The following is a 13,555-nucleotide window of genomic DNA, read 5'->3' on the forward strand; positions in this document are numbered from 1 at the left end:
TTTTTGTGCGTCCCGATGAGGTGTCGGTGTGTGCTCAGGGTCTGGCGTTGCCTTCGAGCTTTGCAAGCTGGGCCCTGGCGTCGCCCGCTTCGGCGAAGTTCGGATCGAGCTTGAGGGCGGTCTTGAAGGCGGTGACCGCGTCCCGCGTACGGCCGGCCGCCGCGTAGGCGGATCCCAGGTGGTAGTGGATGCCGGCAGACTGGCGGCCTTCCGCGCGACTGACCTTCTCCAGCACCTTGATGGCTTCGACCGATTCGCCCCGCTTGAAATGCACCCAGCCCAGGGTGTCCTGGAAGTCGGCCACCTTTGGCGCCAGGGCGACGGCCTTGCGGGCCCATTCGAGTACCGCGTCGGAGGGTTTGTTCGCCGGATCGGTGGCGGCCATCCAGGCCATGTTGTTGTAGGGCAGCGGCAGGTCGGGGTTGAGCCGGACGGCGGCCTGGTAGGCGGCCTGGGCTTCGCGGAGCTGGCCGGCCTGCTGCTGGGCCATGCCGAGCTTGAGCTGGGCGTCGTAGAGCTTGGGCTGGGCCCGGGCGACGGCCTGGTACTCGCCGACCGCCTGTCTGGCTTCGCCTTGCGCCAGGAAGACGTCGCCCTTGGCGAGGCGGGCCGGGTAGTAATCGGCACTGACCGCCAGGGCGCGGTCGTAGGCAGCGTGGGCGGCCTTGTAGCTCTGCTGCATCTGATAGGCGCGGCCCAGGCCGTGCTGGGGCAGCGGGTTGCCGGGCGAGAGCCTGGCGGATTCCTCGAACTCGCCGATGGCCTTGTCCGGCGCTTTCTTGTCCAACCAGATGGTGCCTAGGGCGTAATGGGCGCCGCCGAGCCTGGGGTTGATCTGCAGGGCGCGGCGGTAAAAATCGGCGGCCACATCGATGTTGTGGCGGACGTTGTAGTTCAGGTCGCCCAGATCCACCAGCGGAATGGCGGCGCGGGCGTCGGCGGCGATGGCGGCCTTCCAGGCCTTCTCGGCTTCCGGGTAATTCTTCTGGGCGTACTGCCAGCGGCCCCAGGCGGTCAGCGCATCGGCGCTTTTCGGGGCGATGTCGAGGGCCTGCTTGAGCCATTTGCGCACGTCGTCCTGCAGATTGCGGATGCGTGCGGATTCGGCATGACCCAGGGCCGGGAGCGGCGACTGGGGATTGATCTGGGCGGCTTCGTTGAAGAGGGCCTCGGCCCGCGGATAGTCGAGCTTGCGCAGGGCTTCGTGGCCGGCGCGCAGCTTTTCGCCGAAGGGGGTTTCCTTGGCGGAGCCGGGCGATTCGAAGCGGGCTGCGCCGCTTTCCGACATTTCGAGCAGTGCGTGGGCCGGGCTGCCGGCCAGGGTGAGGAGGGCGAGGAGCAGGGTGCCAGCAGCGCGTGTTTTCATGATCCCGGACGGGTGGCAAGAAGAAGACTTAGTTTGCCAGACTCCAAAAGAAACAACCCCATTCAGGTTGTCCTGAATGGGGTTGGTGTCACAGCGGCCGGATGATCAGGCGCGCTTGCGGCGGGACAGGCCCATGCCGGCCATCGCCAGGCTCAGCAGGCCCAGGGTGGCGGGTTCGGGCACGCCGGTCGGCGGGGGCGGGGGCAGCAGCACGCCGCTGGCCGAGGAGCCGAAGCCGAAGATGAAGGTATCGGGCGAGCCAGTGGCGGGATCGCAGCCGGTCAGGCCGGAGGCGCAGGAGCCGTAGGAGTACAGGGCGATATCGACGGTGGAGGCGTCGCCATCGACCAGGCTGCGGGCGGCGTCGGCAGTCGCCTTGTTCGGGGCCACGCCGTAGTAGGTGGCGAACACGCGGGTAGCGCCATTGGCCAGGGCTTCGAATTCGAAGTCGAACAGGGCGCCTTGGTCGGAGCTCGCGGAGCCCTGCAGGTTGCCGCTGCGGGAATTGACGTAGTTGGTGTTCGTCAGGCCGTAGGACGTGAACGAGAACGGGTTGCCGGAGTTGAAGCCGTTGTTGTCGGTCTTGCGCACGTTGCTGCCATTGGCGATGCCGAGCAGCGCGGGCACGCCCTGGATGCTGACGGATTCATCGCCCGGGCTGGGGATGTCCCAGTCCATCACGCGACGGTAGACCAGATCGCCCGCGGCCAGATCGGCGCCGGTGAGGTTGGTGATCTTGACGACGGTCTCGTACAGGTAAGGCGTGGTGGCCAGGGGGTGGTAGTCGTGGGTGACCTGCAGGATCGCAGCGCCCGCGGAGTTCAGCACGTTCACCACCGAGACCGCGCTGTTGGCGGTGGAGGTGAAGCTCACCAGCGACAGGTTGGCGGTGCCGACAGAGCTGTTGGCGTAGCCGGCCTGGCCGGTGCTGGCGATGCCGACGCCCCAGCCTTCGCAGGTGCAGCCCGGCGAGGTGGAATCGGAGTTGGTGGCCATCGAGCGCAGGCCGACGATGGAGGTGCCGCTGCCCGCCGCGCTGGTACCGCCGCTGACGTTCAGATCGCCCAGATCGCGGACGCCGATCTGCACGGTGCCGTTGTCGATGATGGCAGCAGCATTGGCGCCGCCTGCCACGAGGCCAGTCGCTGCAAGCAGCACGGCCATGGAGAGTTTGCTGGCTTTCATAACCGGGGTAACTCCTTGATTAATGACGATTGACGATGAGGGTGCTTGAGCAAGGGGTGCGCGCCTGAGTCTTCCTGCCCGGGTTTGCGTACCGTGCCTAAATTGAGCAACAAGCGTGCCAGAAACGAAAAATTTAACGAAGACAAAGGGTTGTGTATTTTTATGTAAAGGTTTGGCCATATTTTGTAAAAATCGTCGACAATCGACTGAAAGGATAAAAATACTTTATCGCTGCGGCGGATCGGAATCAGCATTACCATTCCGACCTTTCGCCATACGGGCCCCGCGCAGGGCCGCTATCCGAGGGGCATGAGATTCCATGAGCACGCAAATTCTTGACCTACGCGACTTCATCGCCCGGCTGGAGCAGATGGGTGAATTGCGCCGGGTGACGGCCGAGGTCGACCCTCACCTGGAAATGACCGAGATCTGCGACCGGGTGCTGCGCGCCGGCGGCCCGGCGATCCTCTTCGAGAACCCGAAGGGCTACCGCATGCCGGTGCTGGCCAACCTGTTCGGCTCACCCCAGCGGGTGGCGCTGGGCATGGGCGAGAGCGGCGAGGACTGGCAGAACGCACTGCGCGAGGTGGGCAAGCTGCTGGCCTTCCTGAAGGAGCCGGAGCCGCCCAAGGGGCTGAAGGACGCCTGGGAGAAGCTGCCGGTGTTCAAGCAGGTGCTCAACATGTCGCCGAAGACGGTGTCGTCGGCGCCGTGCCAGCAGGTGGTGAAGGAAGGGCGGGACGTGGATCTGGGCAGCCTGCCGATCCAGCATTGCTGGCCGGGCGATGTGGCGCCGCTGATCACCTGGGGGCTGGTGGTGACCCGCGGCCCCAGCAAGACGCGCCAGAACCTGGGCATCTACCGCCAGCAGGTGCTGGGCCCGAACAAGGTGATCATGCGCTGGCTCGCCCATCGGGGCGGCGCGCTGGATTATCTGGAGCACCAGAAAGCCAATCCGGGCCAGCCTTTCCCGGTGGCGGTGGTGCTGGGCTGCGATCCGGCGACCATCCTCGGTGCGGTGACGCCCGTGCCCGATTCATTGTCGGAATACCAGTTTGCCGGCCTCTTGCGCGGCGCCAAGACCGAGCTGGTGAAGTGCATCGGCTCGGATCTGCAGGTGCCGGCGTCGGCCGAGATCATCCTCGAAGGCGTGATCCACCCGGGCGAGACCGCGCTCGAAGGCCCCTATGGCGACCACACCGGCTACTACAACGAGCAGGCCGAGTTTCCGGTGTTCACCATCGAGCGCATCACTCACCGGCGCGATCCGATCTACCACAGCACCTACACCGGCAAGCCGCCCGACGAGCCGGCGATGCTGGGCGTGGCGCTCAACGAGGTGTTCGTGCCGCTCTTGCAGAAGCAGTTCACCGAGATCGTCGATTTCTACCTGCCGCCGGAAGGCTGCTCGTACCGGCTGGCGGTGGTGAGCATCCGCAAGCAGTACCCCGGCCACGCCAAGCGGGTGATGTTCGGGATCTGGAGCTTCCTGCGCCAGTTCATGTACACCAAGTTCATCATCGTGGTGGATGACGACGTGAACATCCGCGACTGGAAGGAAGTGATCTGGGCACTCACCACCCGGATGGACGGTGCCCGCGACACCACGCTGGTGGACAACACGCCCATCGACTACCTGGATTTCGCCAGCCCGGTGGCGGGCCTGGGCTCCAAGATGGGCCTCGACGCCACCAACAAGTGGCCGGGCGAGACCAACCGCGAATGGGGCCGGGCCATCGAGATGAGCCCGGAGGTGAAGAAGCGGGTGGACGAGATGTGGAGCAGCCTGGGCCTGTGAGCCGTGCATCCCCCGCCGCCGCGCGCTGCGTTGCGGCGGGATAGGCGGGTTCAGTTGCGGAGATGCCGGCGCCGCAGCGCGCCGAGTGCCGCAAGGCCGGTGAGTCCGAGCAGTGCGGTGGCGGGTTCCGGAATGTGGGTGGCCTGCCCGCTGACCTCGGCCAGCAAGGTGGCCTGGCCGGTGTAGGGCGAGATCGTCCAGCCGTCGGTGGCCGAGAATACCGGCTCGGTGGTCGAGATTCGCACGCCGGGCAGGCTCGCCGAGTTGCCGGCGCTGAAGTCGTAGGGGAGGGTCGGGTCCAGGGCCGGCATGGCGGCGAGGTAGGCGCTCATGTCGATCACCGCAAAGAGTTCGCTGACGGTGCTCTCGAACAGCGGTACCCGGTAGGGGGTGCTGCCGATCGCCAGGTAGATGCCGTAGGCCAGATCATCCAGCCGGTAGGCGGAGCCATCCCAGGACATGAAGTACTCGATGGCGAGCGGGTCGGGCAGCTTCGTGCCGGCCTGGAAGAAGCCGATCGCCTTGGCGCCGCCGTTGTCCTCCAGCGGCACCTTCACGGTTTCACCCTTCTTGCAGGCTTTGCTGCCGGTGTCGTATTTGCCGCCCTTGCTGTCGAAGCGTGCCCAGTACACCGTACCGTCCCCCGGGCACTTCATCTCTTCCGTGTTCTTGATCTCGCCGCCGATGGCGGGTGTCGTCAGGCTGATGGCGAGCAGTATCGCTGCGCCAGATTGAACGCTCATTTGCATGTGTCTTCCCCTTGTTCGTTATGGGCCGCCGCCAGGGCGGGGCGAACGAAGCTTGGGGTGAGGGCGGTTCCAGATCGGTTACAGCAGCGACAAACAAAAACGGCAGCCGGTGGGGCTGCCGTTTTTGTGTGGCCGGTCAGACGCGTTCAGCGTTTGCGACGCACCACCGCGAGGGCCGCCAAGGCGCCACCGATGAGGGCCAGGGAGGCCGGTTCGGGCACGCCGGTACCGGGATCGGCGATGCCCTGGATGCCGACGGTGAAGCCGTGCCAGTGCTCGCTGGTGTCGGTGAAGGTGATCGAGGTGAAGTCGCCCAGCAGCTCGATGACGCCGTGCATCTCGCCGCTGCCGGTGAAGCCGGTGCCCCCTGCGTTGACGAGGGCCGTGCCGCAGCCCCAGTAGCCACAGCCTTCACTGAGGACGGTGATGGGGGCGCCGAAATCGACGACATTGCCGTTCCAGCTGGTCAGGGCGATCAGCGGGTTGTGGACGCTCTGGCTGAAGGTGATGGTCTTGGCCCCGCCTCGATTGAGTCCGATCAGATCAACGGTGGCCGGTGCATTGTCGACGGTTGCACTGGTGTAGGTGGCCGGATTGGTCCAGTAGAAGGTGCCGCCACTGAGCTGGGCGAAGCTGTAGAGGCCGGTGAAGGTGACGCCGACGGTATCCGTGCCGGTGGTGATCGTGCCGGCGACGCCGGAGGCGGCGGTCAGCGGGCTGGTCCAGTCGGCCCAGTAAGCGGGGGCGGCGAAGGCCGCGGGGGCCGCAAGGGCGGCGACGAGGGCGGTGGTGATGAGGCGCATGATGAGCTCCTGCTCGGTTGAGCGTGAATTTCGAAGTTACGAAAATTCGAGCAATTTCTGCGCCAGATTTAAAATTTATGCAAAAAACGGCGAAATCGCCTTTTTCGTCAAGAGGCTGGAAAAAATCGCTGGGCGGGGCTAATCGCCGCCCGGTGAAGGATTGTAAAAACCTTCGACAGTTGTCTTGCGTGGGGCGGGTGGAGCGGCTAGGCGGGCGCCGGCCGGGACGACGGAAGCGGTGTGTCTTCCGTCGTCCCCGCGGTGGGGTGGTCTATTCGGCGGCGGGGGCTTTGGCAGCGCGGGCGGGGCTGGTGGTTTCGCGGGCGATCTTCCACTGGCCGTCGGCCTTCACCCATTCGAGCTGCTTTCGCACCGTGTCCTTGTACTGGGCGGCGGTGTAGTGCTGGGTGAATTGCACGACCACCCGGCTGGCGTCGCTGCTGCGGGTCGTCAGGTTGTCGATGCGGATGCGCGGCGACTTGGCCTGGGTGACGCGCTGGCGCCGCTCGGCTTCCCAGTCGGCGGTGCTGCGGCCTTTGCCGGGCTGGAAGTCGGTGGTGTAAACGGCGCGGTAGGCGTCGAAGTTGCCGGCGGTCCAGGCGCTGGTCCAGGCGTCGATGCGGGCGCGGATGATCGGGTCGATGCTGGCGGCCGGTTCGATCAGCTCGATCTGCGGTGCCGGCGCGGCTTCGACCACGTGCGCGGGCGCGGCGGCCAGGGCCGGCGACTCATAGCGGGTGCCGAGGAGCTCCGGGGCGATCGGCGCGGGGCGGTAGCGGCTGCGCAGGGCTTCCCGCAGTTCGCCGGCGAGGCCGAGCAGCTGGGCCTGGAGGGTGGTCTGCTGGGCGCGGTTGTCCACCAGGTTGCGCTGGGCGTCGAAGAGGTCGCCCTGGGCGATGGAGAGGTCGTTGAGCGAGCGCCGGCCGGCCTCGAAGTGCAGCTCATAAGCCCCGGCCACCCGCTGGGCGGCGGCGACGCGCTGTTCGAGCTGGGGCGCGATGCCGCGGGCTTCGGTGTATTGGCGGTACAGATCCGTGATGTCCTTCGAGACCTTCATCATCAGGTCGTCGGCGTCGGCCTGGGCGGCCTGGTGGCGCTCGACGGCCTCGGTGTGGCGGCCGATGTTCTTGCCACCGAGGGGGATGTCGAGGTTCACGCCCAGCTGTGCGGCGCGCTGGGTGTCGGCCGTGGGGACGGGGATCGTGGTGTTGTCGAGGCGCTTGCTGTAAGACAGATCCACCGAGGGGAAGAACAGGCCGCGGGCTGCGCCCACGTCGGCCTGGCGGGCGGCGGTGCGCTGCAGCGCGGCGCGCAGGCGCGGGTTGCGTTCGTGGATGCGCTCGACGAGGGCGTCCACCGGGTCGGCGCCGGCGAGGGCCGGGGCCGGGAGGATCGACGGGGCGACGAGGCTGTCGGGCGTTTCGCCGGTGAGCAGGCGATAGCGGTACTCGGCGGTGCCGAGCTGGGCGCGCAGCTGGCCCAGCAGGGTGCGGTTCTGGATCAGGCGCACGCGCATCAGGTCGAGTTCGGACGAGGCGATGCGGCCGGCGTCCACCCGGTGGGCGACGTTGGCCTCGACCCGCTCCTGGCTGGCGATGGTGGCCTGCAGGCTGGTGATGAGCTGGCGCAGGCGCACCACGTCGCTGTAGTTCTCGGTGATCTCGTAGGCCACCTGCTCGAGCACGTTATCCAGGTCGGCGTCGGCGGCGTCGCGGGTGAAGCCGGCGGCGCGCAGCCGGTTGGTGTCGGTGGCGCCGTTGAAGATGTTCCAGCGCACGGTGGCGTCGGTACGCCGGACGTTGCGGTCGATGGGCGTGCCGAGGGTTTCGTCGCGGGAATCGGAGTTGCGGTAGCTGAGGCCGACGCTGGGCAGGAAGTCGGAGCGCACCTGCACGACCTGGGCTTCGGCGGCGCGCAGCAGCGCCTGGGCGGAGCGCACGCTGGGCTGCTGCAGGAGCACCTTGTTCACCACCGCCGGCAGCGGTTCGGCGTGGGCGATGCCGGCGGCAAGGCCCAGGCCGAGGGTGGCCAGGATGGCGGCGAGACGGGTGCGGCGGTGGGGGCGGGCGTTCGGGTTCGGGCTCATCAGCGTTCGCGCAGGGATTTGTCGAGGGTCTTGACGATGGGCTTCAGCATGTATTCCATCATCGTGCGCTTGCCGGTCTGGATGCTGGCGTCGGCGGCCATGCCCGGGGAGATGGTGAGGTGCTCCGCGGGGTCGCCGAGGTAGTTCTTTTCGGCTTCGAGGAGGACTTCGAAGTAGGTTTCCTTCTTCTCGCCATCGACCACCGCGTCGGCGCCCACGCGCACGACCTTGCCGGGCAGCGAGCCGAAGATCGACGAATCGTAGGCGGTCACGCGGATGCGGGCATCCTGGCCGGGCTTGAGGAAGGCGATGTCGGACGGCTTGACCTTGGCGGTGATGAGCAGGCGGTCTTCGGCGGGTACGACCTCCATGATGGTCTCGCCGGCCTTCACCACGCCGCCCACGGTGTTGACGAGCAGGCGATTGACCACGCCGTCCATCGGGGCGCGCATCTCGCGGCGGGCGACGCGGTCGTTGCGGCCGGTGAGCTGCTCGCTGATCTGGGCAGCGCGCAGTTCGGCTTCGGATTTCTCCTTGCTGATCTCGGCGAAGAAGCGGGAGCGGGTCTCCGACAGGCGGGCCTGGGCTTCGGCCACCGCGGCCTGGATGCGGCCGATGGCGATGCGGGTGGTTTCCAGTTCGCCCTTCTGGCTGGAGTAGCGCTGCTGGGCGTTCAGCAGGTCGGCCTTGGCGCCGGCGCCGTTGGTAGCGAGGCGTTCCTCGATGGCCAGGGTTTCCCGGGCCGGGCCGATGGATTCGCTGATGGCCTGGTGGCGGGCACGGGCTTCGGCCAGTTCCTGCTGACGCTGGGTGACCTGGCGGGAGAGCGTTTCGAGGGTGTTCTCGCGCTCCTGGCGGCGGGTCTGCCACAGGTTGCGCTGTTCGCGGACGAGATCCGGCGCGTTCTTCTCGAGGTCGGGCGGGAAGTTCGGCGCGGCGTTGCGGGCTTCGGCGTCGAGGCGTGCGATGGCCGCCTGGGCGCCCCACAGGCCTTGCTGGGCTTCGCCCTGTTCGGCGTTGAACTGCAGGTTCTGGACGATGGCGAGCACGTCGCCCTTCTTGACCACCGCACCTTCACGCACGTTGAGCGCCTGGAGGATGCCGCCTTCCATGCTCTGGATCTGCTGCAGGCGGCTGGAGGGCACCACCGCGCCGACGGCGTTCACCGAGATGTCGAGGGGCGCAAAGCTCATCCACGCAAAGAAGATCACGAAGAAGGCGGCCGTGGTGCCGAGCAGGATCATCACGGCCTTGCGGGGGCCGCGGTCGAAATCCGGATGGCTGCTGATGGGTTCGGCCTCGATGCGGGGCTGGGCGGACTGGAAAGCGAGTTTCATGCTGCGGCCTCCCGGGGGGCGACCGGTGCCGGCCCGCCCTGCAGTTTGCGAAGGACTTCATTGCGGGGGCCGTCGAGGACAACCCGGCCCTGGTCGAGCACCACCAGCCGATCCACCAGCGGCAGCATGGCCGTGCGGTGGGTGACGAGGAGCATGGTGGTGCCCTTGATGTTGCGCAGGTTCTCGATCAGGCGGGCTTCGGTGGCCGGGTCCATCATGCTGGAGGGCTCATCCAGGAGCAGCATGCGCGGCTGCTGGACCAGGGCGCGGGCGATGGACACCGCCTGACGCTGGCCGCCGGAGAGGCGTTCGCCCCGCTCGCCAACCTGGGTGCCCAGGCCGTTGGGCATCTGGGCGAGGGTTTCGTCGAGGCACGACAGGCGCAGGGCTTCGAGCATGTCGGCGTCGCTCACCTGGGCGCTGCCGAGGAGGATGTTCTCGCGGATGTCGCCGTGGAACAGCACCACGTCCTGGGGTACGTAGCCCACCTGGCGGCGCAGGCTCTGGGGTTCGAGCTGGTTCACCGCCATGCCATCCACCATCACCGCGCCCTGGTCGGGGCTGTAGAGGTTGAGGAGCAGCTTGAACAGGGTGCTCTTGCCGGAGCCGATGCGGCCGATGAAGCCGACCTTCTCGCCCGGACGAATGGTGAGGTTGAGGCCCTTCAGCAGCGGCGCCGAGTTGGGGTAGGCGAAGTGGGCGTCGCGGAAGTCGATGCGGCCCGACATGCGCGGCAGGTGCAGGCTGTCGGTGGTCTCGTCGGTGGGTGCCTCCATGATCTTGTCGAGGGCGTCGATGGCCTGGCGGGTCTGCTCGTAGCGCACGATGAGCGCGGCGATCTGGGTGGCCGGGGTGATGGCGCGGGTGGCGAGCATCGAGCAGGCGATGAGCTGGCCCATGGTCAGGTCGCCGGAGCTGATCATCAGCGCGCCGAACATCACCAGCAGGATCGAATCCAGGTTGGTGACCAGCAGCGACATGTAGGTGCCGAAGGACGTCCATTCGCGCATCTGCACCGAGTTCTCGGAGATCTTGACGGTCAGCATCTCCCACTGGCGGCGGGCCCAGGCTTCGGCGCCGAGGGTCTTGATGGTGTCGACCCCGTTCATCACTTCAAAGAGGTGGGCGGTGCGCTGGGCCGATTCCTGCATGTTGGCGCCGAGGATGCGGGTGAGCGGCTTGCGGATCATGAACGACACGAAGATCGTCACCGGGATCAGGAGCAGCGGCACCAGCACCAGCCAGTGGCCGATGATCCCGATCAGCACCAGGAAGAACAGCATGAAGGGCACGTCGCCCAGCACCGTGAGGGTGGACGAGGTGACGAACTCACGCACCGATTCGAAATCCCGCACGATGTTGGCGAGCACGCCGCCAGAGGCCGGTCGGGCCGCCGCGCGCAGGCGCAGGGCCTGGGCGAACACGTGGGATGACATGGCCACGTCGGCCTTGCGGGCGGCGGATTCGAGCAGGTAGCTGCGCAGCATCTTGATGACCAGGTCGAACAGGGCCACCACCACCACCGCGCCGGTGAGCACCCACAGGCTGTCCAGCGCGTTGTTGGGCACCACGCGGTCGTACACCGACATCGTGTAGAAAGGGATCACCGCCGCGAAGACGTTGGTCAGCACGGTGGCCAGCAGCGCCCAGCCGTAGATCGGCTTGTTGGCCAGCAGGGTGTCCCAGAACCAGCGGCGCGGACGGGGCAGGTGGTAGAGCAGGCTGCGGGTGTCGAAGAAAACCATCGGCCGCACGAACCAGGCCACACCCGGATGCTCGGCCACCACCTGTTCGAGGCCCAGCTTCACGGTGCCCTGGATGCCCGCCTGCACGCACTCGAAGGTGTCGCCATCGCGGCGCAGCAGCACCAGCGGATCACCCCCTTCGGCGCTGAACACCATCGCCGGCAGCTCCGACGGCTTGAATTCCGGCACGCCCTTCTTCGCGCGGCTCAGCGACAGACCGCCGCGACGGGCGCACTCGTGCATCTGGGCTTCGGTGATGCAGCCATCCACCACCGGCGTATCGGCCAGCAGCTGCATCGGATCGGCGCGTTTTCCAAAGAAGTGGGCCAGAAACTGCAACTGGTCGATGACCCCGTCGACCGAAGCTGCGCCGGGTGTTGAAGAAGGGGATTCGCGCATGGGCTGGGTTCTCAATAGGGCGTCTGGGGCTGCCGTCCGGATCGGCGGAAGAGGGGCCGACCGGGGCTGGGGCAGCAGGCTTTCCCAAGGTTGCGCACGGCTTTCGAGGCGCGGTGGCAACGGTCAGGAGGCGATGGTGCCATAAGGTGCCATATGGCAAATGTTAAAAAGTCACGAGTATTCGTTTTGCAAAATTCACGCCGGGTTGTTTGTGACAAATTTCCTGTCTTTGGTGTCGGCTGGCTTAGGCAAATTGACTGAAATTGACGATTGCTATGTTTTTGTGGGCATTGTTCTGGCGAACCCGAGGGTGGTCGGATAAAAATTTCATATTGAGTTAAATGGCCAGCGTTGATTGGGTGCAGTGCGTGGAATAGTTCATGTCGGGATTTTTCCGGCCTTTTACGGCCCCGGTTGCGAGGTGCGCGATGTCCTTTGAGGTTTGCCGGGGTGTCTTTTTGCCGTGCATTAATCGTTTTAAAACAGTTGCTTGGTTGCTTTTTTAGGACGTGTTTCAGGGTTTCATCATGGTTGCATCCGGTTTCCTGCGACGCTTTGTTTCAAGTGGGCTTGTCGGATTTTTTTACAGGGCTTAGTGGTTTGTGATTTTTTGCAGATGTAAAAATGGCGAAAGGATTCGATAAGCTATTGAGATGAACGATATTTAGTGTTTTTGACAAATAATCGCATCGAGGTGGCCCGTAAATTGCTGTTTGATCTCCGATTTTCTCGACTCGTCGTGGGCCAGTTCCGGCTTCGGCGGTATCCAAAACAGAAAAGTGGAGATCGTTCATGTCAAATACGAGTTACGTAACCAGCGTCTCAGTCTGCGAAGACACCAGTCAAAATTTCGAGTTGTTCGACCTGCTCAAGCAGGCTGATCCCGGCTACAGCGCAGTCGATCCCGCCAAGATCAAGCTCTACGTCTATGACGGCGCCAAGTGGGTGCTGTCCACCGCGGGTTTCTTCACCGCCGTCGACAAGGACACCCTGACGCTCGACGCGTCCGCCATCCCGAATTTCAACGGCGCCAAGCTCATTCGCGTGCTTGGCTACGACAGCACCGGCAACACCTTCACGCTCGACGTGACGGTCAACGTGACGCCGGTGAATGACGCACCCTCTGGTGCCGACGAATCCGTCACCGTCGCCAATGGCGACGTCTATGTGCTGGGTCTTGCCGATTTCGGCTTCACCGATCCGATCGACGGCAACGCCTTCAAGTCCGTCGTCGTGAACGCCGTGCCCGCCAGCGGCGCGCTGCTGCTGAACGGCGTCGCCGTGACCGCCGGCCAGGAGATCCTCGCCTCCGAGATCGACGCCGGCCACCTCACCTACGTTGCCCCGGCCTCTGCCGGCGGTGACTTCGGCCTCACCTTCCAGGTTCGTGACGACGGCGGCATCGACCCCGATTGCGGCGGCGTCGATCTTGACGCGACCCCGAACACCATCACCTTCAACGTGCCGTCCCCCGGCCTCGCCACCCTGGGCGACAAGGTTTGGGAAGACACCAACGCCAACGGCGTGCAGGACGCAGGCGAAGCCGGCATTGCTGGCGTCACCGTCGTGCTGAAGGACGCCGCTGGCACCCCGATCAGCACCACCACCACTGACACCAACGGCAACTACAGCTTCACCGTGACCCCCGGCACCTACTCGGTCGCCGTGCAGGCCCCGGCAGGCTACGTGGTCACCGGTCAGGACCAGGGCGGTAACGACACCACCGACTCCGATGTGAACAGCACCGGTCAGTCCGCCAACGTCACCCTCGTCTCGGGTCAGAACAACCCGAACGTGGATGCCGGCCTGTACAAGCTGGCCGAACTGGGCGACAAGGTCTGGCTCGACACCAACAGCAACGGCGTTCAGGACAGCGGCGAAGCCGGTGTTTCCGGCGTCAAGGTGATCCTGCTCGACGCCGCCGGCAACGCGGTGACCAGCACCACCACCGACGCCAACGGCAACTACCTGTTCTCGAACCTCAAGCCGGGCACCTACTCGGTCCAGTTCGACAAGACCACCCTGCCGGCCGGCTACGCCTTCACCACCAAGGACGTGGGCGCCGACAGCGCCGACAGCGACGCCGG

General features: G+C 65.7%; 11 protein-coding genes. 2 read left to right on the top strand and 9 right to left on the bottom strand.

Annotated elements, in window-relative coordinates:
- Nucleotides 1-34: 34 nt before the first annotated feature.
- The 3 genes from GH681_RS02980 to GH681_RS23315 form a co-directional block, all read right to left on the bottom strand.
- Nucleotides 35-1,366 carry a tetratricopeptide repeat protein gene (locus GH681_RS02980; RefSeq protein ID WP_153159972.1) on the bottom strand — a complete coding sequence of 444 codons (1,332 nt, stop codon included), beginning with the start codon at nt 1,364-1,366 and terminating at the stop codon, nt 35-37.
- Nucleotides 1,367-1,471: 105 nt separating this feature from the next.
- On the bottom strand, nt 1,472-2,551 hold the full coding sequence (locus GH681_RS02985) for a PEP-CTERM sorting domain-containing protein (protein ID WP_194271119.1): 1,080 nt from the start codon (nt 2,549-2,551) through the stop codon (nt 1,472-1,474).
- The gene (locus GH681_RS23315) at nt 2,548-2,805 is read right to left on the bottom strand and encodes a hypothetical protein (RefSeq protein WP_194271120.1); all 258 of its coding nucleotides are present in this window, start codon (nt 2,803-2,805) and stop codon (nt 2,548-2,550) included. The genes GH681_RS02985 and GH681_RS23315 overlap by 4 nt, the downstream gene beginning before the upstream one ends.
- 65 nt (nt 2,806-2,870) lie before the next feature.
- Between GH681_RS23315 and ubiD the strand changes: the two genes are divergently transcribed.
- Entirely contained in the window at nt 2,871-4,349 is a 1,479-nt protein-coding gene (gene ubiD / locus GH681_RS02990; RefSeq protein ID WP_153159974.1) for a 4-hydroxy-3-polyprenylbenzoate decarboxylase, read from the top strand.
- A gap of 50 nt (nt 4,350-4,399) precedes the next feature.
- Here ubiD and GH681_RS02995 read toward each other — a convergent pair whose 3' ends face one another.
- The 6 genes from GH681_RS02995 to GH681_RS23560 all read right to left on the bottom strand — a co-directional run bounded on the left by GH681_RS02995 (nt 4,400) and on the right by GH681_RS23560 (nt 12,262).
- Nucleotides 4,400-5,092, bottom strand: a complete 693-nt coding sequence (locus GH681_RS02995) for a PEP-CTERM sorting domain-containing protein (protein ID WP_194271121.1) — start codon at nt 5,090-5,092, stop codon at nt 4,400-4,402.
- Nucleotides 5,093-5,244: 152 nt separating this feature from the next.
- Nucleotides 5,245-5,901 carry a PEP-CTERM sorting domain-containing protein gene (locus GH681_RS03000; protein ID WP_153159976.1) on the bottom strand — a complete coding sequence of 219 codons (657 nt, stop codon included), beginning with the start codon at nt 5,899-5,901 and terminating at the stop codon, nt 5,245-5,247.
- Nucleotides 5,902-6,172: 271 nt separating this feature from the next.
- Nucleotides 6,173-7,987 carry a TolC family protein gene (locus tag GH681_RS03005; RefSeq protein WP_153159977.1) on the bottom strand — a complete coding sequence of 605 codons (1,815 nt, stop codon included), beginning with the start codon at nt 7,985-7,987 and terminating at the stop codon, nt 6,173-6,175.
- A complete protein-coding gene (locus tag GH681_RS03010) occupies nt 7,987-9,324 on the bottom strand; it encodes an HlyD family type I secretion periplasmic adaptor subunit (RefSeq protein WP_153159978.1) in 1,338 nt (445 codons plus the stop codon). The genes GH681_RS03005 and GH681_RS03010 overlap by 1 nt, the downstream gene beginning before the upstream one ends.
- The gene (locus tag GH681_RS03015) at nt 9,321-11,468 is read right to left on the bottom strand and encodes a type I secretion system permease/ATPase (protein ID WP_153159979.1); all 2,148 of its coding nucleotides are present in this window, start codon (nt 11,466-11,468) and stop codon (nt 9,321-9,323) included. The genes GH681_RS03010 and GH681_RS03015 overlap by 4 nt, the downstream gene beginning before the upstream one ends.
- 560 nt (nt 11,469-12,028) lie before the next feature.
- Nucleotides 12,029-12,262: a hypothetical protein gene (locus GH681_RS23560; protein WP_153159980.1), complete on the bottom strand. Its 234-nt coding sequence runs from the start codon at nt 12,260-12,262 to the stop codon at nt 12,029-12,031.
- On the opposite strand from GH681_RS23560, the gene GH681_RS23320 reads away from it, so the two are divergent.
- The coding region (locus GH681_RS23320; protein WP_194271122.1) for an SdrD B-like domain-containing protein at nt 12,261-13,555 on the top strand (1,295 nt) is incomplete at its 3' end. The genes GH681_RS23560 and GH681_RS23320 overlap by 2 nt on opposite strands.

Origin of the sequence: Zoogloea sp. 1C4 (assembly GCF_009469605.1) — a bacterium.
Classification (GTDB): domain Bacteria; phylum Pseudomonadota; class Gammaproteobacteria; order Burkholderiales; family Rhodocyclaceae; genus Zoogloea; species Zoogloea oryzae.

Bases quoted from the DNA above. Each gene is read 5' to 3' on its own strand.
- GH681_RS02995 (WP_194271121.1), bottom strand. From the start codon at position 5,092: ATGAGCGTTCAATCTGGCGCAGCGATACTGCTCGCCATCAGCCTGACG.
- GH681_RS03005 (WP_153159977.1), bottom strand. From the start codon at position 7,987: ATGAGCCCGAACCCGAACGCCCGCCCCCACCGCCGCACCCGTCTCGCC.
- GH681_RS03010 (WP_153159978.1), bottom strand. From the start codon at position 9,324: ATGAAACTCGCTTTCCAGTCCGCCCAGCCCCGCATCGAGGCCGAACCC.
- GH681_RS02985 (WP_194271119.1), bottom strand. From the start codon at position 2,551: ATGAAAGCCAGCAAACTCTCCATGGCCGTGCTGCTTGCAGCGACTGGC.
- GH681_RS23560 (WP_153159980.1), bottom strand. From the start codon at position 12,262: ATGAACGATCTCCACTTTTCTGTTTTGGATACCGCCGAAGCCGGAACT.
- GH681_RS02980 (WP_153159972.1), bottom strand. From the start codon at position 1,366: ATGAAAACACGCGCTGCTGGCACCCTGCTCCTCGCCCTCCTCACCCTG.
- GH681_RS23315 (WP_194271120.1), bottom strand. From the start codon at position 2,805: ATGCTGATTCCGATCCGCCGCAGCGATAAAGTATTTTTATCCTTTCAG.
- GH681_RS03000 (WP_153159976.1), bottom strand. From the start codon at position 5,901: ATGCGCCTCATCACCACCGCCCTCGTCGCCGCCCTTGCGGCCCCCGCG.
- GH681_RS03015 (WP_153159979.1), bottom strand. From the start codon at position 11,468: ATGCGCGAATCCCCTTCTTCAACACCCGGCGCAGCTTCGGTCGACGGG.
- ubiD (WP_153159974.1), top strand. From the start codon at position 2,871: ATGAGCACGCAAATTCTTGACCTACGCGACTTCATCGCCCGGCTGGAG.